This window comes from Methylocapsa palsarum (assembly GCF_900114285.1).
Lineage (GTDB): Bacteria > Pseudomonadota > Alphaproteobacteria > Rhizobiales > Beijerinckiaceae > Methylocapsa > Methylocapsa palsarum.
The window spans coordinates 225148-245339 of sequence record NZ_FOSN01000002.1 but is presented as its reverse complement, the minus strand read 5'-3'; the positions used below and the strand labels follow the sequence as shown (position 1 = coordinate 245339).

At 62.4% G+C, this 20192-nt stretch carries 16 protein-coding genes; 14 read left to right on the top strand and 2 right to left on the bottom strand.

Annotated features, from left to right (window positions below):
- The first annotated feature begins 53 nt into the window (after nucleotides 1-53).
- From radA to BM177_RS03975, 6 genes are all read left to right on the top strand, one after another.
- Nucleotides 54-1478: a DNA repair protein RadA gene (gene radA, locus BM177_RS04005; protein ID WP_091678327.1), complete on the top strand. Its 1425-nt coding sequence runs from the start codon at nucleotides 54-56 to the stop codon at nucleotides 1476-1478.
- Nucleotides 1479-1704: 226 nt separating this feature from the next.
- Nucleotides 1705-2331, top strand: a complete 627-nt coding sequence (locus BM177_RS04000) for a CvpA family protein (RefSeq protein ID WP_091678323.1) — start codon at nucleotides 1705-1707, stop codon at nucleotides 2329-2331.
- Nucleotides 2332-2668: 337 nt separating this feature from the next.
- Nucleotides 2669-4168, top strand: coding sequence for an amidophosphoribosyltransferase (gene purF, locus BM177_RS03995; RefSeq protein WP_091678818.1), 1500 nt, complete (start codon nucleotides 2669-2671; stop codon nucleotides 4166-4168).
- Nucleotides 4169-4230: 62 nt separating this feature from the next.
- Nucleotides 4231-4998 carry an SDR family NAD(P)-dependent oxidoreductase gene (locus tag BM177_RS03990; RefSeq protein WP_091678320.1) on the top strand — a complete coding sequence of 256 codons (768 nt, stop codon included), beginning with the start codon at nucleotides 4231-4233 and terminating at the stop codon, nucleotides 4996-4998.
- A 46-nt stretch (nucleotides 4999-5044) separates the two neighbouring features.
- Nucleotides 5045-5419, top strand: coding sequence for a DUF2946 family protein (locus tag BM177_RS03985; RefSeq protein ID WP_091678318.1), 375 nt, complete (start codon nucleotides 5045-5047; stop codon nucleotides 5417-5419).
- A gap of 294 nt (nucleotides 5420-5713) precedes the next feature.
- Entirely contained in the window at nucleotides 5714-6379 is a 666-nt protein-coding gene (locus BM177_RS03975) for an RNA polymerase sigma factor (RefSeq protein ID WP_091678311.1), read from the top strand.
- On the opposite strand, the gene BM177_RS03970 is transcribed toward BM177_RS03975, so the two are convergent.
- Nucleotides 6279-8429 carry a glycoside hydrolase family 3 N-terminal domain-containing protein gene (locus BM177_RS03970; RefSeq protein ID WP_091678306.1) on the bottom strand — a complete coding sequence of 717 codons (2151 nt, stop codon included), beginning with the start codon at nucleotides 8427-8429 and terminating at the stop codon, nucleotides 6279-6281. The genes BM177_RS03975 and BM177_RS03970 overlap by 101 nt on opposite strands.
- A gap of 97 nt (nucleotides 8430-8526) precedes the next feature.
- On the opposite strand from BM177_RS03970, the gene BM177_RS03965 reads away from it, so the two are divergent.
- The 8 genes from BM177_RS03965 to BM177_RS03925 all read left to right on the top strand — a co-directional run bounded on the left by BM177_RS03965 (nucleotide 8527) and on the right by BM177_RS03925 (nucleotide 17860).
- Nucleotides 8527-10353, top strand: a complete 1827-nt coding sequence (locus BM177_RS03965) for an ABC transporter ATP-binding protein/permease (protein WP_244532092.1) — start codon at nucleotides 8527-8529, stop codon at nucleotides 10351-10353.
- Nucleotides 10354-10394: 41 nt separating this feature from the next.
- Nucleotides 10395-11720, top strand: a complete 1326-nt coding sequence (locus BM177_RS03960) for a glucoamylase family protein (protein ID WP_091678302.1) — start codon at nucleotides 10395-10397, stop codon at nucleotides 11718-11720.
- A gap of 42 nt (nucleotides 11721-11762) precedes the next feature.
- On the top strand, nucleotides 11763-11945 hold the full coding sequence (locus BM177_RS03955; protein WP_091678298.1) for a hypothetical protein: 183 nt from the start codon (nucleotides 11763-11765) through the stop codon (nucleotides 11943-11945).
- 521 nt (nucleotides 11946-12466) lie between these two features.
- On the top strand, nucleotides 12467-13936 hold the full coding sequence (locus BM177_RS03945; RefSeq protein ID WP_210185879.1) for a glycoside hydrolase family 15 protein: 1470 nt from the start codon (nucleotides 12467-12469) through the stop codon (nucleotides 13934-13936).
- Nucleotides 13933-14823, top strand: coding sequence for a LysR family transcriptional regulator (locus tag BM177_RS03940; RefSeq protein ID WP_091678291.1), 891 nt, complete (start codon nucleotides 13933-13935; stop codon nucleotides 14821-14823). Before BM177_RS03945 ends, BM177_RS03940 begins: the two co-directional genes overlap by 4 nt.
- 246 nt (nucleotides 14824-15069) lie before the next feature.
- Nucleotides 15070-15450: a hypothetical protein gene (locus tag BM177_RS03935; protein ID WP_139223505.1), complete on the top strand. Its 381-nt coding sequence runs from the start codon at nucleotides 15070-15072 to the stop codon at nucleotides 15448-15450.
- Between the two features lie 201 nt (nucleotides 15451-15651).
- On the top strand, nucleotides 15652-16089 hold the full coding sequence (gene tnpA, locus BM177_RS03930) for an IS66-like element accessory protein TnpA (protein WP_091678283.1): 438 nt from the start codon (nucleotides 15652-15654) through the stop codon (nucleotides 16087-16089).
- 436 nt (nucleotides 16090-16525) lie between these two features.
- The gene (locus BM177_RS03925; RefSeq protein WP_091678805.1) at nucleotides 16526-17860 is read left to right on the top strand and encodes a DUF3422 family protein; all 1335 of its coding nucleotides are present in this window, start codon (nucleotides 16526-16528) and stop codon (nucleotides 17858-17860) included.
- Nucleotides 17861-17986: 126 nt separating this feature from the next.
- Here the strand turns inward: BM177_RS03925 and BM177_RS03920 are convergent, their stop codons facing one another.
- Nucleotides 17987-19789 (bottom strand): cation:proton antiporter domain-containing protein, encoded by a 1803-nt coding sequence (locus BM177_RS03920; RefSeq protein WP_091678278.1) that lies wholly within the window; start codon nucleotides 19787-19789, stop codon nucleotides 17987-17989.
- Between the last annotated feature and the right edge of the window lie 403 nt (nucleotides 19790-20192).

The following is a 20192-nucleotide window of genomic DNA, read 5'->3' as shown; positions in this document are numbered from 1 at the left end:
CGTCGAAGCGTCTCCCGGCGCTGCCGCAGGCCTGGCAAACGAAGGCCGCTTGAATGGCCAAACCTCACGCATCCTTCGTTTGCCAGGCCTGCGGCGCGGCGACGCAACGCTGGCAGGGCCGCTGCGAATCCTGCGGCTCGTGGAACACCATCATCGAGGAAGCAGGCGCCTCCGGCATCGGCGCGAGGGCGGCGCTCGGCGCGCAAAAGGGCCGGATTTTCAGCCTCGCCAATCTGACCGGAGCCGAGCCATCCGCGGCGCCCCGGATCACCACCGGCGTCGCGGAGCTCGACAGGGTGACGGGCGGCGGCTTCGTTCCCGGGTCGGTCCTGCTGCTCGGCGGCGAGCCGGGCATCGGCAAATCGACGCTTTTGATCCAGGCCTGCGCCGCGCTTGCTTCGGGCGGCCGGCGCGTCGTCTATATTTCCGGCGAAGAGGCGGTCGATCAGGTCCGGCTGAGGGCGCAAAGACTTGGCCTCGGCGGCGCGCCAGTCGAACTCGCCGCCGAGACGAGCGTCGAGGACATTGTCGCAACGCTCGCTCATGGCAAGCGTCCTTCCCTGGTCGTGATCGATTCCATCCAGACCATGTGGACGCAGATGGTCGAATCGACTCCCGGCACGGTCGGACAGGTGCGCGGCGCGGCGCAGGCGCTGATCCGGTTCGCCAAGACGACGGGGGCCGTGGTGATCCTGGTCGGCCACGTCACCAAGGACGGCCAGATCGCCGGGCCGCGCGTCGTCGAACATATGGTCGACGCGGTGGTCTCGTTCGAAGGCGAGGGCGGGCGCGATCTGCGCCTGCTACGCGCGGTCAAGAACCGGTTCGGGCCGACCGACGAGATCGGCGTGTTCGAGATGACGGGGCGCGGCCTCGCCGAGGTCGCCAATCCGTCGGCTTTGTTTTTATCGTCGCGCGAAAACGCGTCGCCCGGCGCCGCCGTCTTCGCCGGGATGGAGGGGACGCGGCCGCTCCTGGTTGAAATTCAGGCCCTGGTCGCGCCGAGTTCGCTCGGAACGCCGCGCCGCGCCGTCGTCGGCTGGGACGGCGCCCGGCTCGCCATGGTTCTCGCCGTGCTGGAGGCGCATGGCGGATTGAGGCTTGGCCAGCACGACATTTACCTCAGCGTGGCGGGAGGCCTTCGCGTCGGCGAACCTGCGGCCGACCTTGCGGCCGCCGCGGCGCTGATCTCCTCCCTGAGCGGCGTCAGCCTGCCGTCCGATTCGGTGTTTTTCGGCGAAATCGCGCTGTCCGGCGCCATCCGTCCGGTCGCGCATGCCGCGGCGCGGCTCAAGGAAGCAGGAAAGCTCGGTTTTGGCCGCGCCACGACGCCGCAGGAGCAGCAGGACCGGACCTCCGGAAAGTCAGGCGCGCCGGCGCAGGATTTGACCGTCGCGACATGCAAGCACATTTCCGAACTGGTCGCCGAGATCGCCAAAGGGACGCCGGAACGGACTCGCTCGCGGCGCGGCGATTGACGGATTTGGACTATTTGCGGCTGTTTGAGGCCGTGACGAACGCCGTTCGGCTCGCTATAAGACCGCAGGCTCAGTTCCGGGCGCGGTTTTTTTAAAACGCTGTTCGGAGCGCTTTGTCGGCTTCCCCCCCGGTCCTTGCGGGAAGAAGCGGGAAGCTTAGCGGTTTCGCGGCGCTCACGCGCGGCGGCTTAAATGATTCACGTTCGCGGCGCGAAGGGCCAAAGACATGTCCTATTTCGATCTGGGGTTGATCGTTGTCGTCCTGATTTCCGCTCTGCTTTCGATGTTGCGCGGCTTCACGCGCGAAGTCCTCGCCATTTTTTCCTGGGCGGCGGCGGCGTTCGCGGCGGTCTATTTTTATCCGCTGCTCGTCCCTTACGTTAAACCGTATTTCAGCAAGGATATCGTTCAGCAGGGCGTATCCGCGGCGGCTGTCTTCTTCGGCACGCTGGTCCTTGTCTCGTTGATCACCATCAAATTGTCGGACGTCATCCTCGATTCAAAGGTCGGAGCGCTCGACCGTTCGCTCGGCTTCGTTTTCGGCGTCGTGAGAGGCGTCCTCCTGTGCGCCATCGCTTTCTTGTTTTTCAGCTGGCTTTCGCCGGAGAAAAATCAGCCGGAATGGGTCAAGAACGCGCGGACGCGGCCGTTGCTCCAGGCGACCGGGGACCAAATTCTGGCCTTGCTGCCCGACGATCTCGAAGGAATTCTCAACAAGCTGAAAAAGCCGAAAGGCTCTATTGAGGAGCCGGCTTCAACGTCCGACCCCGATTCTGAGCCAAAGAATGCGAACGAACCCAAGGCGGCGCCGGCCTTGCCCACGCAAAAAGCCGGGGTTGGCAAAAAGACCTGAGCACTCTGCGGCGCGGCTGACAAACGCGGGGAACGCCCTTACGTAACGCAGGCGGTTCGAATTTGCTGTCTCTCGCCGCCCGAAGCCTATATTGAAAGTTGTGCAAAGCCGGGATGGATTGAGGCATTCGTGAGGCGTCTCGTGTTCCGGATGATATGCTTCAGAGTGATTGAGGCTCGGCCTGGACTTTGCTTTGGACGATGCGCTCCTGAGCGGCCGCCACGCGTTGCAAGGGGCGTGCGCGGGCTTTGGCCAGGCGCGTTTCGGGAGACGGATCATGGATGAGACAGCCGACGAAAACCCGAATTCGAACGGCGGACCGGGGCTGTGTCCAGAGATGTTTGGCGATTCGCGAACGCCGCGAAGCTTAAATCCCCCCGAGCTGGACGACGAGGAGTTTGATCCCGAAGCCGATCGGCTACGCGAGGAATGCGGCGTCTTCGGCATCTTCGGCCATCCGGAAGCCGCCGCGATCACCGCGCTCGGCCTGCACGCCTTGCAGCATCGCGGTCAGGAAGCCGCGGGCATCGTCTCGTTCGACGGCAAGCGGTATAATTCAGAGCGCCGTCTCGGGCTGGTCAGCGATCATTTTTCCAAGGCGTCCACGATCGCGCGCCTTCCCGGCGAGGCCGCCATCGGCCACGTCCGCTACTCGACCCTCGGCGAGACCATCCTGCGGAACGTCCAGCCGCTGTTCGCCGAATTGAATTCCGGCGGCTTCGCGGTCGCCCACAACGGCAATCTCACCAACGGTCTGACGTTGCGCCGCGAACTCGTGCAAAGCGGCGCCATTTACCAATCGACGTCCGACACGGAGGTCATCCTCCACCTCGTCGCCCGCAGTCGGCGTCAGCGCCTCGTCGAGCGATTTATCGAGGCGCTGCGCTGCATTGAAGGCGCCTACGCCCTTGTGGCGCTGCTGAACAAGAAGCTGATCGGCGCGCGCGATCCCCTGGGCATCCGCCCTCTCGTTCTTGGCGAACTCGACGGACATTACATCCTCGCTTCGGAAACCTGCGCGCTCGACATCATCGGCGCCCGTTTCGTCCGCGATATCGAGAACGGCGAGGTCGTCGTCATTTCCGAGGACGGGATCGAAAGCCTGAGGCCGTTTCCCCCACGGCCGATGCGTCCGTGCATTTTCGAATATATCTATTTCGCGCGGCCGGATTCGGTCGTGCACGGCCGTTCCGTTTACGACGTCCGCAAACGGATGGGCGCGGAACTCGCCGCGGAGGCTCCGATCGAGGCGGACGTCGTCGTGCCCGTGCCGGATTCGGGCGTTCCCGCCGCGATCGGCTACGCCCGTCATTCAGGCATTCCGTTCGAACTCGGCATCATCCGCAACCATTATATCGGCCGGACCTTCATCCAGCCGACCCAATCCGTGCGTGAACTGGGCGTGCGCCTGAAGCACAGCGCCAATCGCGCGGTCGTCAACGGCAAACGGATCGTGCTGATCGACGATTCAATCGTTCGCGGCACCACTTCGGTCAAGATCGTGCAGATGATGCGCGACGCCGGCGCGAGGGAGGTCCATTTCAGGATTTCCTCCCCGCCGATCACTCATCCCGATTATTATGGCATCGACACGCCGCAGCGCGAGTTGCTGCTCGCCGCGACGCATTCGCTCGACGAGATGCGGGCCTATATCGGCTGCGACACGCTGGCCTTTCTTTCGGTGGACGGGATTTACCGGGCGATGGGCGAGGCCGGCCGCGATCCCCTCCGCCCGCAATTCACGGATCATTGTTTCACCGGGGATTATCCGACCCTCCTCACCGATCTCCGGGAAGAAGCCAAATCCCAGCTTTCCCTGCTCGCCGAGGCGAGCTAGATCGTTTACCAGACACTTCACGGCGGGTCGGCAGGCTCCGCTCTTGAGCGGAGCCTTGGTAAATGTCGGAAGCAGCCGCCCCTTCTCGTTTGCTCGAGGGCCGCATCGCCCTCGTGACCGGAGCGTCCCGAGGAATCGGCCGCGCCGTCGCTCTTGAACTCGCGCGGGCCGGCGTCCATGTCGTCGCCCTCGCCCGCACCCAGGGCGCGCTCGAGGATCTCGACGACGCCATTCGCGCCGAGGGCGGCAGCGCCACCTTGTCTCCTTGCGACGTCACCGATTTTCCCGCGCTCGACCGGTTGGGAGCGGGAATATTCGAGCGCTGGGGCAAGCTCGACATCTTCGTCGCCAACGCGGGCGCCCTCGGTCCGTTGACGCCGCTGGCTCATCTCGATCCGCGTCAATGGGACGCAGTCATGGCGGTCAACGTGACCGCCAATTGGCGACTCATCCGCTCGCTCGATCCCTTGTTGCGCGCCTCGGACGCGGGACGCGCGATCTTCATCTCATCCGCGGCGGGGAACCGGGCGGACATGAAGCCCTTCTGGGGCCCGTACGCTGCGTCGAAGGCGGCGCTCGACGCCCTCGCCCGCACTTACGCGGCCGAGACGGCCAAAGTGTCCGCGGTCAAGGTGATGGCGGTCAATCCCGGCCCGCTGCGGACCCGGATGCGCGCCGCCGCCATGCCCGGCGAGGATCCCTTGACCCTGAAGACGCCGGAAGACTTCGCCGCCAAACTGCTCGCGCTGTGCGCCCCGGCCTGGGACGAGACCGGCAAGCTCTATGACTTTCCGCTTGATCGGGTGTTGAGTTTCAACGGGCCGGCCTGAACATCGTATAGTTGCAACAGCGCCGACGCGTGATACACTCAAAATCATGAAGGGGTTTCGGCAAAACTCGGGTGCAAAGCGCATCGCCGTTGGCGTGCTCGCGCTCTACGCCCTGTTGCTGCAAGCGTTCTTCGCCTCGGCCACGCCGACTCAGGCTTTCGACTCATCGGCTGGCGTCATTTGCGCCTCGCTCGATGGAAGCTCGACGGGAAACGGCGCCCCGGGGCATGACCATCATGGCTCATGCTGCATCCTTGCGTGTTCGAGCGCGACCTCCGTCGTTCTGGATACGGCTTCGGATGTTGTTTATTTTCCTGCCCGCGCGCCATCGCGGTTCGAGTTCGCCGCAACTCGCACATTCGCGCTCAGGACGGCGTTCAAGTTCTATTTCGCCGCGCGCGGTCCCCCGCAGACTGTCTGATCGCGTCCCCCCGCGACTTCTCAAGCCCTCTTCTCAACCTGTCTTTGGCCGGCGTTTAACCACGCCCCGTCGATGGCGCGTCTGAGCCGACGCTTGATCTGAAGTCCGGCATGGATCGCGCCGGGCCGCGCGGAATCGCGGCGCAGAAATCCCCCTTTTTTCCAGGCTGTCGCGCGCCGTTCCGGCCCCGGCCTACGAAGGAATCCAGCTCCATGTCCACTTTCGTAAACGGAGGCGGAATTCCCGCCGTTCCGGCATCCTTTTGCTTTCGGCCTCTGTTGTGGGAGACCAAACATGCCGGGGCCTGACGCGGTTCTCGAAAGCCTTTATCAGGCCCACGCGCGCGAGCTGCAGGGGTTCGCCCGCCGCCGCGTCGGCCGGGAGGAGGCCGAGGACGTCGTGCAGGACGCTTACCTGCACCTCCTCCAGAAGGAGCATTTCGAGACGCTCGATCATCCGAGAGCCTTTCTCTTCCGCATAGCGTCGAACCTCTCGGTCGATACGCTGCGCAAGATCAAGACCCGGTCCCGTCACGCCGAATTCGAATTCGCGCTGCAGGAGACGGGGTGTTGTGTGGTCGACCCGGAATCTGCGGCCGAGAACGCGGCGGAGGTGCGTCATTTCCAGGCCTCCCTCGATGAATTGCCTTGCGTTTGCAAGCAGACGTTTGTGCTCAGCCGAATCGAGGGATTCACGCATTCCGAGATCGCGGCGCGCCTTAATATCTCGGTGAGGACCGTCGACAGGCATCTGGTCAAGGCCACGACGCATTTGCGCCGCCGGCTGAAACCCTGCCCCTCGCACGCCAGGGACCGGAACCGGAAGGTTGCTCGCCCCGACGCGAAATCGCTCGAACGGCTCAAACTGGCCGGGCGCGCAGCAGAACGGTCAGATGAAACTGCGGATCGGCGCTCGGTCCGACCGACACTCGAAAATCGCCTGGTTCCAGAACTGGTTTGAAGTCTGGTCCGGGGAAAGCGAACGCGGCGGCGGGAAGCGGAAATCTCAGGATTCCGCTTTCCCCTGGGCCCAGCGCGATCCTGGCGAATCCCTTCAACTCGAGAATCGGCCGCGCGACGCTCGCCACAAGGTCGCGCACGAACACAAACAGAGTTTGTTCGCCCGCCCGCGATCCCTCGTTGCGAACGGCGACCTCGACCGTGAGGCTGTCGCCGGTCCAGAACTCCTCCGCGCTGGCGGTCAGGTTCTCGATGGCAAAATGTCCATATGACAATCCATGACCGAAGTAGAACTGCGGCCCCTCGGGAAGGTCGATATACTTGCTGGTGTAGTGGTCGTCTTGATGATACGGCCGCCCTGTGGGACGGCTGGCGAAGTAGAGCGGAATCTGCCCGGCCGAACGAGGCCAGGTCACGGGCAGGCGTCCCGTCGGGTTGAAACGGCCGGACAAAACATCGGCGATCGCAGGCCCGGCTTCGACGCCAAGAAACCATGTGGCGACAACCGCCCCCGCCCTTTCGACGATCTCCGGGATGATCAGCGGCCGGCCCGAGGAAATCAGCGCGACGACGGGGACGTCAAGGGCGAATACGAGGCGGGCGAACTCCATCTGTAGTCCGGGGAGGCCGAGGGCGGCGCGGCTCGCCGCTTCTCCGCTCATCGAAGCCGATTCGCCAAGACAGAGAATAACGAGGTCCGACGAGCGGCAGATGTCGAGAGCCTGCGCGATTCCCGAAGAATCGTCATTCTCGATCGTGATCCCCGGCGCGCTCTCGATAGCCGCGTTTGGACATGCGGCCCGAAGACCCTGGAGAAACGTGACGCAATCGCCTGGATCGCCGGCCGCCGCCCATGGGCCGTTCATCTCGGCCTGAGCGTTTGCAAGCGGACCGACGAGCGCGATTCGGCGCAGGCCTGGCTGGAGCGGAAGGAGGCCGTCATTGGTCAAGACGACGATGGAGCGGCGCGCGATGTCTTTGGCCAGCTCCCGTCGCGCCCGGAGCGATGAAGGCTCCCGGGCGCCGGCTCCCCGGCTGTAGGGATCCTCGAAAAGACCGAGGCGCTCCTTCAGCGCAAGAACCCGGCGCGCGCATTCATCGATCTCGGACATGGTCACGAGGCCGCGGTCGAGCGCGTCCGGCAAACCGAACCTGTAGGCGGAGCCCATCATGTCGATGTCGACGCCGGCCTTGAGCGCGGCGGCGGCGGCCTCCGCGAGATCCGCCGCGACGCCGTGCCGCAACAATTCCACGATGGCGTTGTAATCGCTGACGATGACTCCATCGAAACGATGTTCGCGCCTCAGCCATCCGCGCAACAGCGGGATGTGCATCGTCATCGGGACCCCGGCGAGGTCGTTGAACGCAGGCATGATCGCGGCGCATCCCGCAGCGACGGCGGCTGCGAAGGGCGGAAGGTAAACCTCATGCAGAAGGCGCTCGGAAACATCGACCGAGGCGTATTCGAGCCCCGCCCGCACCGCTCCATAGGCGCAAAGATGCTTGGCGGTCGCGGCGACGGCCCCGGCCCCGGCGAGACCTTGGCTGCTCCCGCCGTCCTGGAACCCGGCGACTTTCGCCTCGGCGTATCTGGACGCCACCCACGGATCTTCCCCCGGCCCTTCCGCGATTCGCCCCCAGCGGGGATCTCGGGCTATATCCAGCATCGGGGCGAAGGTCATCGAAACGCCGTCGCCCCCCATCTCGATGGCGGATTCGCGAGCGCTGCGTCGCCAGAGCTCCGGATCGAACGCGGCGGTTTCCGCCAGCGGGATAGGAAAAATCGTCTTATGCCCATGCAGGACGTCAAGCCCGATCATGAGCGGTATCTTGAGGCGGCTCTCCTCGACGGCGATCCGCTGGATCGCATGCGCTCGTTCGGCGCCCCAGATATTGAGCAGGCTCCCGACGCGGCCGGAGCGGACGTCTTCGCTTACGTCGCCGGCGAGCACAGGGCCGGTGACGGCGTATTGCGCCGCACTCATCGTGAGCTGACCGATTTTCTCCTCGCAAGTCATGGCCGCGAGAAGTTTGTCGATCCTCGATGTCATCCACGTCCCCGGGATTTTCTACCCAAATGCAGCACGACCTCGGCCAGCTGAAGTGCTAGAGTTCGACCGATTCTCGAATAGAACATAAACGGGATCAATGGCGCATCAATCTCAGACGATGGAGGATACGCTTGCGCCCGAGCCGGGCGCATTCGATCAGCAATACGCGCTGGCGCCCCAGATCATGATGATGGCGCAGGCCTTCATTTCATCGCCGGGGCGCAATCCCCTCATCGCGCTCGGGGCCGCGATCGTCGGCGTCGTGGGCGCGACGGCCTATGGCCAGATCAGGCTGAACGCCTGGAATCGCCCATTTTACGATGCGCTCGAAAACCGGGATCTCAGGCAATTTCTTTTTGAACTCGGCATCTTCGCAATGATCGCGGGGACGCTGCTGGTCTTGAATGTCGCGCAGGTCTGGCTGAACCAGACCAGCAAATTGAGACTTCGAGAGCAGTTGACCCGTGATCTTTTCGACCAATGGCTTCAGCCGACCCGCGCGTTTCGCCTGGCGGGAGACGGCGAAATCGGAGCCAATCCGGATCAGCGCATCCATGAAGACGTCCGCCATCTGACGGAACTCTCGACCGATCTCGGCATCGGCCTGCTTCAGGCGACGCTTCTGCTTTTGAGCTTCATCGGCGTTTTGTGGGGCCTGTCCGAGCGGGTCGTCTTCGACTTCGACGGCTGGAAATTCTCCATCCCCGGCTACATGGTCTGGTGCGCGCTTTTTTACGCCGGCGCGGCGTCATGGCTCAGCTGGCGCGTCGGACATCCCCTGATCAATCTCAACGCTGAACGCTATGCGCGCGAAGCCGATTTGCGATTCGCGCTGGTGCGGGTCAACGAACATTCCAACAGCATCGCTGTCTATGGCGGCGAACAGGACGAAAAAGCGCGGCTCCATCGCGAACTCGATCAAGTGCTGCGCGTGATGCGCCGGCTGGTGACGGGCGTCACTAGGCTGACATGGATCACGGCTGGCTACGGCTGGTTCGCGATCGTTGCGCCAATCGTCGTCGCGGCGCCCGGATATTTCGCCGGAGACCTTTCCCTCGGGGGACTGATGGTCGTCGTCGGGGCGTTCAATCAGGTTCAACAGTCATTGCGATGGTTTGTCGACAATTTCAGCGTGATCGCCGATTGGCGCGCGACGCTTCTGCGCGTCGCCAGCTTTCGGCTGGCCCTCGTCGAGATGGACAAACTCGGCGATCAAAGCACGCGCATCGAAAAAATCGCCACGACCGACGAAAAAATCGTCTTCGATAACCTCGGAATCGCCTCACCCTCGGGCTGCACCGCCCTAAGCGAACCGCATATCGAAATCCTCCCCGGCGACCATGTTCTGATCGTCGGCTCGACGGGAGCCGGCAAGACCAACCTTTTCCGGGCCATCGCCGGGCTTTGGCCCTGGGGCTGCGGACGCATCCTGATGCCGCCTCAGGAACGTATGATTTTCATGCCGCAACGCCCCTATATTCCGCCGGGCGCGCTGAGGGACGCGCTCGCCTATCCGTCCGCCCCGGGCAAGTTCGCCGACGGCGCGTATGTGGCCGCGCTTCACCGTCTGGGCTTGTCGCATCTCGTTCCCTCGCTCGATCGGGTCTCGCGGTGGGACAAGGAACTGAATAGCGACGACCGCATCAAACTCGCGTTCGCCCGGCTCCTGCTGCTGAAGCCACGCTGGATCTTGATCGATGAGGCGATCGATTCGCTTGACGAGTCGAACCGGGCTCTCGTTCTCGACGTGCTCGGCGAGGACCTGGAGACGGCTGCGGTCATCAGCATCGGCCGCCTCAACGCGCATGAGCAATTCTTCAGGACGGTCCTGCATCTGACCAAAGATCCCGAAGGCCAGCGCCTTGAACCGTTCGTCATCGACGAGGCGCTTGACCGGACGATGAAGCGCAGCGCCGCGGAATAGCCGCCGCTCAGGTATCCCCGATCAACCCGAAGCCGGTCCAAATGCCCGCTAAATCCAAACCCGCCAAATCCAAACCCGCCAAACCCGCGAGAACGAAGCCTGCCCTCGAGACGTCCCTGCTTCGGCCGGCCCGGATCTCGGACGAGGCGCTGCTTGATCTCGTCCAGAAGCAGACGTTCGGCTTTTTCTGGGAAGGGGCGCATCCTGTTAGCGGATTGGCGCGCGACCGCACCGGCCTAGAAGCGGATGCAAGCGACGATCTCGTTTCGATCGGAGGTTCCGGCTTCGGAGTCATGGCGATCATTGTCGCGGCCCATCGCGGCTGGGTCACGCGGGAGGAGGCGCTCGAGCGCATCAACGGCGCGCTTTCGTTTCTGGACCACACCGTCAGTTATCATGGGCTCTTTCCGCATTTCATGAATGGGCGCACGGGAGCGACCGTCCCTTTCGGCCGCAAGGACGATGGCGGGGACATTGTCGAGACGGCGCTGCTGTTCCAGGGGCTCTTGTGCGCGCGCAAGTTCTTCGACGCCGCCTCCCCCGCCGAAAAAAGCCTGCGCGATCATATCACCTGGCTGTGGCGGGAGGTGGAGTGGAACTGGCACGCCCGGGAAGGCCGTCACGTCCTGACCTGGCACTGGAGCCCTAACAATGGCTGGAGCATCGACGTTGAGGTCCGCGGCTGGAATGAATGCCTGATCGCCTATGTTCTCGCCGCCTCGGCGCCGCGTTACGCGATTGACCCGATCGTCTATCACAGCGGCTGGGCTCAGAGCCGGACCTTTGTTAATCGCCGCCGGTTCTATGACCTCGAACTGCCGCTAGGTCCCGACTACGGGGGTCCTTTGTTCTTCTGCCATTATTCATTTTGTGGACTGGATCCGCGCGGGCTGTCGGACGCCTACGCCGACTATTTCCAGCAGAACGTCAAACATACGCTGATCAATTACGAGCATTGCGTCCGCAACCCTCATCGCCATAAAGGCTTCGGCCCGTCTTGCTGGGGCTTGACGGCGAGCGATGATCCCTCCGGTTATGCGGCGCACGCCCCCGACAACGATAATGGCGTGATCTCTCCGACCGCGGCCCTGTCGAGTTTTCCCTATGCTCCCGAACAGGCCATGCGGGCGCTGCGCTATTTTCACGACAACCTCGGCGAAAAGATCTGGGGCCGTTTCGGCTTCACGGACGCGTTCAGCGAAAGCGCGGATTGGTACGCGAAGACCTATCTCGCCATTGATCAGGGACCCATCGTGGCAATGATCGAGAATTACCGCAGCGGCCTTTTATGGAAGCTGTTCATGTCCGACGAGGACATCCAGACCGGCTTGAAGCGGCTCGGCTTCGTGAGCGCGCCGGGCGCCTAGAGCATATTCCGATTGGAGTGAATCACTCCAATCGACAAGAATATGCTCAAGCTTTTGATTCTGGAGCGATTTCTGATCGATCGCATGACTGCATGCGATCGAAAAGCGCTCTATACGGAGCCACACGGGCGACTCGCGATCCTCGCCACCCGTCATGTATTCATCGGCGTAGCGAAGCTGACGGCTCCGGCGGCGAGGCGGCGCTATGGCGCAGCTCAAGAATAGCTGCGCTTTAACTTTGGCGCTGAACATTATCAACTTGTAACAGACAGAAATTTATTTTACTCATTGCCGAAGCGTGCTAGATTTTTATTTGCCTTATTGCAATGCAATACAATGCTGCACTGCATTAAGAGATTGGCGAGGGCTTTTAGTATGTTCGAGCGTATTAAGATCTTTCTTGAAAAGCATGTGATACAGGACGTTCCGCCTGAACTTGAATTTTGTGAATTTGGCTGTTCGCGCCGAAACTGCGAGCAGGGAAACTGGACTCGATGCCCGAACCGGCTCCGCGTCGACGATCACGAAGAGGCGATGCGTTGGGCCGCGCAAAACATGCAGACCTGCTGTGCGGAATCCTCTGAAATACGGCATCAGACGGCTTGAGAACACGCTTGCGCGCCGGATGCCGTCTCGGAGGGCGCAAGCCCGCTTGATCATCATCGACGGCGTGCGTATCCTCGTCGGCTGAGCAGCCTTCCGTCGTTTCAGGAACGCGCCTCGTCACGCCGCCGGAGCATACAATCGTGCAGATCTTGCCCGGCGCGACGGATGCCCCCGCCACGAAGCCCAATGAGACGCTCGGCGAATGGATCGAGCGGCAGACGGTCCTGTCCGCCGCGGCCATGCTGCGATGTATTTCGGCGACGGACATCATCAAGGACAGGCGCGGGTTTGGCCAGGTCATCAAGCCGACGAAAGGGTCCGTTCTTGCCTGCCCGATTCCGGCGTCCTACGACCCCGACCCCGACTATTTCTTTCATTGGCTCCGCGATTCCGCCGTCATCATTGACGCTTTGCGCTGTCTTCTCGAAGCCGGTAAAATCAATGACATGGGACGCCTGCATTTCAAGGATTTCCTGAGCTTCAGCCTTGCGCTTTGCGACCTCGACGGCCGGGCCTTTCTTGACGGCGCCGGCGACTTCCGGCGCAACATCGAACCCTATTTCCAGCAATTCGTGCGCCCGGACGACGACATCGAGTCGGTTCGCGGCGAGCGCGTGTTTGGCGAACCCCGGTTCAATCCGGACGGGACGCTGGACATTATCAAATGGTCCAGGCCGCAACACGATGGACCGGCGCTGCGCGCGCTCGCCGTCTTGCGGTTCGCGCGTCTCGCCGTGGCTCAAGAGGACGAGACGCGCAGATTGATGGCGGCGCTGATCGCCCGCGACATCGACTTTATCCTCGCCCATTGGCGCGAGGCGAGCTTCGACATCTGGGAAGAGGAACTCGGCGAACATTATTACACCCGGCTTGCGCAATGCGCCGCCCTTTCGGACGCGGAGCCCTGGATGGAGGCGGTCGGCGACCACGAACGCGCCAAGGCCTGCCGGGCCGAGGCCATGGAAATCTCGCGTCGCCTCGATCAGTTCTGGAGCCCCGCGGCAGGCATTTACGGCAGCCGTCGCGCCGCCGGAGACTCAGCCGGCGACAAGGCCCTGGATATCGCGGTCCTCCTTGCCGTGGTTCACGCCGCCCGGCGGGAGGGGCCCCATAGCCTCTCCGACCCGAAAGTCTGGGCGACGCTGGCCAAATTGGAAGATCTTTTCGCGTCGAGCTACAAGATCAATCAGGACATCGGCGGTGACCGGGCTCCGGCTCTCGGACGCTACGCCGGCGACAAATATTACAGCGGCGGCGCCTATTATTTTTCGACGCTCGGCGCCGCTGAATTCTATTTCCGCCTCGCCGGGCTGGCGGCGAATGGAGCGGTGATTGCAAAGACGCATGAAAGCGCCGCGTTCTTCTCCCGGCTGGGCCTCGCCGAGCAAGATCGGCTTCATGACAGGCGCTTCCTGTTTCAAGCCCTGTTCCGGCGCGCGGACCAGTATATGGCGACCGTGCGCGCCTTTACGCCCGCCTCCGGAGAACTCTCCGAGCAGTTCGACCAGGCGACCGGAGCCCAGACCTCGGCAAAAAGCCTTGCCTGGAGTCACGCGGCGTTCATCACCGCCGCCACGGGCAGGACGGCCGCTCTCGCCGCTGCTTCATGATCGACAAGCTGGAATTTCTGATGGCCGTGGCGCGCGAACGCAGTTTCAGCCGCGCCGCCGAAAGCTGCGGCGTCACGCAGCCGACCTTGTCGTCCGGCATCAAGCACCTCGAAGACGTGCTTGGCGTCATGCTTGTCAACCGCAGTTCGCGCTTCCACGGGCTCACCGCCGAAGGAGAGCGCGTCCTTGAATGGGCGAGACGGATCGTCAGCGATGCGCGGTCGATGCGTCAGGACGTCCAATCCGCCAAGACGAGCCTCACAGGGGAGCTGAGGCTGGCCGGCATTCCGACGGCGCTCGGGATGACGCCGCAATTGACGATTCCGTTCCGCGCGAAACATCCCGGCGTTCGCTTCACGATCCTTTCCCGGACCTCCCGTCAGATATTGACGATGCTCGAGGAGCTTCAGATCGACGCCGGATTGACCTATCTCGACAATGAGCCCCTCGGCAACGCGCGAACCGTGCCGCTGTACCACGAGCAATATCGCCTGCTGACCTCGCCGGAATGCCCGCTGGGCGACCGGGCGAGCGTCACCTGGGCCGAGGCTGCGACGATTCCGCTGTGCCTGCTCACGCTCGATATGCAAAACCGCCGGATCATCGACCGGCTTCTGGCGAAACACGGCCCCCCGCCGCCCCAGCCCATGCTGGAATCGGATTCGATGGTGGTTCTGGTGGCCCATGTCAAAACCGGGCAATGGGCCAGCATCATGCCGGCCGCCTTCGCCAACGTACTGGGCGTGCCCGAACCATTGCGGTCGATTCCGATTCTCGAACCTCAGGAAGTCCATAAGATCGGACTGGTTTTGCCGAGCCGCGAGCCGATGTCCCCGCTCGTGCGCGCGCTTCTGGCCGAAGCGAACAAACTTGCGTTACCGGTCTAATCTCTCAGGGCGAACTCGATAGACGGTTTCTATATACCAACGAAACCTCTTTATTGATCTTCATGTTGCATCGCGGCATTCTCGCTCTTGCTGTCGCCTGCGGGCGAAGTTGAACTCTTTCCCCGTTCCCGATCAATTGAGCGGTCGCAAACCATGACGCCTGACGCGCTTTCGCAATATAGAGCACGACGACAGAGGCATGACCAACCGCCCGGCCTTTGCAACGTTGCCCAAATATGATAGCAGATGAGAATGATAAGATTCCGCCAGAGTTCCGTTTCAACACGCGCCGCGATCAGCGTGATCGCGCTTTATGCGTTGTTGATTCATGGATTTCTTGCTTCAACGGCGCAAACGCAGGCGATGGGTTCGCCCGGCGACATTACCTGCGCGCCGGGCAAGGCGGGATCGGACGCGCCGAATGGCGGCGAGCGCCACTCGCATGGCGCATGCTGCATTCTAGCCTGCGCGGCCGCTGGCGCAGCCTATCTCGACAATTCGGTCGGCGTTTCGATCGCGGTTTCGAGAATTGCCTCCGCGATCGTATGGACGGAGAGCAACGGCGTCGAAACGCGTCAGGCGGAACGATTTCATTTCGCCGCGCGAGGCCCTCCGCTCCCGGTCTGATCGGCCTCCTCCAGGCGGCTCTATGGGCTGACGATTTTCCTTTCGATTCTCGCCTCACGCGTGAAGCGATTGGAGTGCGGACAGCCGCTGTTTCGCCGCAGGAGAGAGGCGCGCCGCGTTTCCGCGGCATTGGCCCTTTCCTTGAAGCCCGCGTCGATCCCTTTGGGCTCCCGGCTTCCAACATGTCCAGGTTCAATTCCGATGTTACATTTACGCAATAGCGCGTTCCTGCCATCGCAGGTGTCCCCGCGCGGTCTGACCTCATTGCCGGCGCCGTCGCCCCGGAGCGGAAAGCGCCGGGTTTTCACCGCTGAACAGAAGGCTCGCATTGTCGAGGAGAGTTTTGTCAGCGGGCAGTCCGTTTGCACGGTCGCGCGCAGGCATGGCCTTATGGCGGCGCAACTTTTCGCCTGGCGAAAGAACGCTCGTCTGCGGGCGGAAGAAGACCGTATGACCGAAAGCGCCGCGGAGCCTCTCTCGCTCGAATTCAACCCTTATTTTGAGTCCGACGATCATCCCCCGCTGCAAGAAACCGCTCCCATCGAAATATCGATCGGGTCTGTCGTCGTCCGGGTGCCTCCCGGGTTCGATGTCGAGACATTGAAGGCGGTCCTGGAGGTGGTGAGCGCCGCGTCCTGACCTTTGTGGCGCTGGCGCGCGGAGCATCGCCGACCTCCCGGAAGCAGCCGGCGCCCCCGGGAACGCCCTATCCCCGGCGTTTCGCGCGGTTCCGTCCGAGCGAAAAAATTGGCGGACGAGCCGAAGATGCGCTAAGCATCCCGCCTGAAAGGCAGATCGCGATTTCACCGGAAGCCTTGAGCATATTCCGATCAGAATATGCTCCAGCTTTTGAATCTGGAGATTTCCTACCGGCCGAGCGACTCCATCCGGTCGGGAAGCGCTCCAGGCGTCATCCTAGATCCTTGTCTTGTCGCGATATTTTCTTGTCGCGATATTTCTTTTTTTCGTGACGCTTCGCCACGGCGAATAAGCGCGGCGAAATCAAAGCCGTTTAAGTTTCAAGAACCGTGGAAGTGGAACCGTGGAAGCGGCAGGAATAAGGAACGCCCAGAGGTTGACCAAGGATTCCATCGGCGAAAATTGCGGCTTCGAGGTCCACCCCCTGCGCGGCAGGGTCCTGGCAGAGGTGCACGCGCGCCCGTTTACGCCGATCGACGGCCTCAAACGCATCCTTCACTTCGCCTTCATGACGGATCACGACGCCGCGGAAAAGGCGCGCGCCGCGCTCGCCGCGTTTTGCCTTGAGCGCGCTGTTCCCGCGCCTTTGCCGGACGCGAAACAGCACCGGGCAATGCTCTCGCCCGCGATTCTGCGCTGGGAGCATCACGGCGAATTCACAACCTACACCTGGGAATTTCCGCAGGAAAACAGCGGCGACGCCAAGGAAATCGGCGCCTTCCGTCCTCCGGCGGACGACCTTGCCAAGGTCATGCGGATGCTTCCGCAGCCGGGGCCTCTGCTTGTCGCGGTCGATCTCCAGATCCTGGCCGAGCAGCAGGCTGGCGAGAAATGGAGAAATCTCTTTTCGCCGAGCGAACTCGTCGAATCGGAGGTCATGGCGGGCGGGGCCGTCGTCGCCACCGACTTCTACGCCGATGCTTTCGGTTTCGTGCGCTTGCTGGTCCTCAACCGGACGTTGACGCCCATCGAGATGGGGGCGCTCGTTCAGCGCCTCTTAGAAATCGAGACCTACCGGACGCTCGCCCTGCTCGGGCTTCCCATGGCGCAGATGCTCGGTCCCGAGATCCGCCGCATCGAAACCGAATTGCCTGTGCTTGTCCAACGTTTCCGGGAAAGCGAAGGTTTTCTGGCGAGCCGGGAATTGCTCGACCGATTGACCGCCCTCGCTGCCGATCTCGAAGCGAGCGCGTCGAAGAGCCTTTACCGGTTCGGCGCGACGAAGGCCTATTATGAGCTGATGACCTTGCGCCTCGCGGCGATCGGAGAATCCCCCGCGCCAAACCTCTCGACCTTCGCGGCGTTTCTGACGCGACGGGTCACACCGGCGATTCGCACCTGCGCTTCGATCGAGGCCCGGCAGGACAACCTGTCGCGAAAACTGTCCCGTGCGGCTCAGCTTTTGCGTACGCGGGTCGATATCGAACTCGAAAGTCAGAACAGGGATCTTTTGAGCAACATGAACGAGCGGTCTCAATTGCAGCTGCAATTACAGACGGCGGTCAAAGGCATCTCGATCGCCGCGATGACCTATTACTTGGCGGCGATCCTCCACCTCCTGTTCGAGGGAGTGCATGAAGAGTTCCCGCTGCTCAACGCCACATTGGCGACGGCGATCGCCGTCCCCGTCTCCTTCGGCTTTATCTTGTGGATGATGCGCCGCGGCCGCAAAGCGCAGACTCCGGATCCGAAATCGTTCCACGACCATTAGAGCGCTTTCCGGCTGAATGGGATCATTCGGTCGATCAGAAATCGCTCCAGAGTCAAAGACTTGAGCATAGTCTTGTCGATTTGATCGATTCAATCCGATCGGAATATGTTCTAGCCCCGGATTTCGTCAAAGGGAATCGCGACGCGGATCCTTGAGCCGCGAAGATCTCCGGATCGCGCGCCTGACATCGGCGCCGCTTGACGCCGTCTGAAGCATTTTCCGGAATTCGTCTCTTTTCTCGTGGATGGATGCGATCACCTTGCCCATCGGCAGGCCCATGTCGACGAGGACGGCTTCCGACAATTGCAGACTCGCCTCGATCGTCTCCGGCACGGCGTCGGTCACGCCGAGCTCATAAAGCTGCGTCGCGTGCTGCGCGTCGCGCGCGCGCGCGACAATTGTCAGATGCGGATAATCCGCGCGCAGAGTCTGCACGATCTCCTCGGCCGCCGCCGGCTTGTCCATCGTGATAATGAGCGCCTTCGCCTTGGCGACCCCGCAGCGGACGAGGAATTCCGACCGCACCGCATTGCCCCAATGGATGTCGATCCCGTCCCGGCGATAGCGTTTGACGAGGGCGGCGTCGGTTTCGATCGCGACAAACTTCAGGCCGTGCGTCCGCAGCATGTCCCCGACGAGGCGTCCGACCCGCCCGTAACCGACGAGGATCGCGTCGGGCGCCTCCTGACTGTCGGAAGCAGGCGGCTCCGCCCCGCCAAGAGGCGCCGCATGGGCGCGAGAGCGCGCCAGCGATTGTGCGATCGCCCCGAGAGCGGGAACGGCGAACATCGAAAGCGTCACCGCTATCATGAGGTTCGCCCCAAGATCGGCCGGCAGAACGTTTGAACCGATCGCGACCGTTATGATGATGAAGGCGAATTCTCCGCCCGGCGCGAGCAGAAGCGCCGCTTCGGTCGAAACCGCCGGCGACAGCCTCATCAACCGTCCGGCGAGCCAGGTGACCACGAATTTGACCGCCATCATGCCGATCGCGAGGCCGAACGTCCGCAGCGGAGCCGCATAGATCTGCGAAAGGTCCAGTTCCGCCCCGATGGAGACGAAAAACAGGCCGAGCAGAAGCCCCTTGAAAGGGTCGATCGTGACTTCGATCTCGCGGCGATATTCAGTTTCCGCCAGAAGAACGCCGGCGATGAAGGCGCCAAGGCCCATGGAGAGCCCGAACATCGCCGTGAAGACGCCGGTGCCGATCACGACGAGAAGGCAGGCCGCCATGAAGAATTCCGTCGAGCGCGCCGCCGCGACGTGATGAAACAGCGGCCTCAGCACGAGATGCCCCCCCAGCACGACAAAGGCGAGCCCGAGGATCGCCGGCAACAGGGTCGATGCGATGGCGACCCCGAAATCGCCTTCCCTCGCGCCCAGCATCGAGACCATGAACAGCAAGGGCGCAACCATGAGATCCTGAAATAGCAGGACCGAAAAAATGGTCCGGCCCGCCGCCGTCCCGAGCCGCCTCGTTTCGGCGAGAACGGGAATGACGACCGCGGTCGAGGACAGGGCGAGTGCGAAACCGGCGACCGTGTCGGCGTTGGGCGGTTCGTCCAGCGCCAGCGCGATAGCGCCGAGCGCCGCCGCGGAGCCGAACACCTGGAGCGCGCCCAGTCCGAAGACGAGGCGCCGCATGACCGCCAGACGGGCCCAAGACAGTTCGAGACCGATCATGAACAACAAAAAGACCACGCCAAATTCGGCGACGGGCGCGATATGCGCGACATTCAGAGCCAAAGGCGAGAGCCAGCTCACCTCGTTCGCGAGCGCTCCGATCCCGAAAGGTCCGAGCAGAACGCCGGCGGCGAGGAAACCGAGAATCGGACTGATCTTCAGGCGGCGAAACAAAGGGACGGCGACTCCCGCCGTGCCGAGGAAGATCAGGATTTCCTTGTAATTTCCCGGGTCAAATTCGTTCATGAAGCACTTTCAACTGAATCCCCCTGAAACGCCGCCCGGCTCCGCCGAGAGAGCAAACGCCAGGCTTCGGACAGGTTTAGAAAGACCGACGCCGGTCAGTGGCGATCCCGGAATCGAGAAAACTTTAGCGAACGGAACTCGTTTCGGCGGTTCCGCAGCATTTTCTTCAAACCTGAGTTCAAGATCGCGGTGAAGCAGGTTTTCGTCTGGCGATCCTAGGGCGGCGGCCATGAGGACACAATTCGCAAAATGCCCGGCGACAGATCTCATTCCAGCTTTTTGCCAGCTTTTTGAGGCAACAGCGGCTTACCGACGCGCGGCGCTGATCAGAGACTGGAAGATAATCATACTTGCGCAACTTGGATTTTGCTTGTATTTAAAATTGAGAATTGCAGTTTGTACT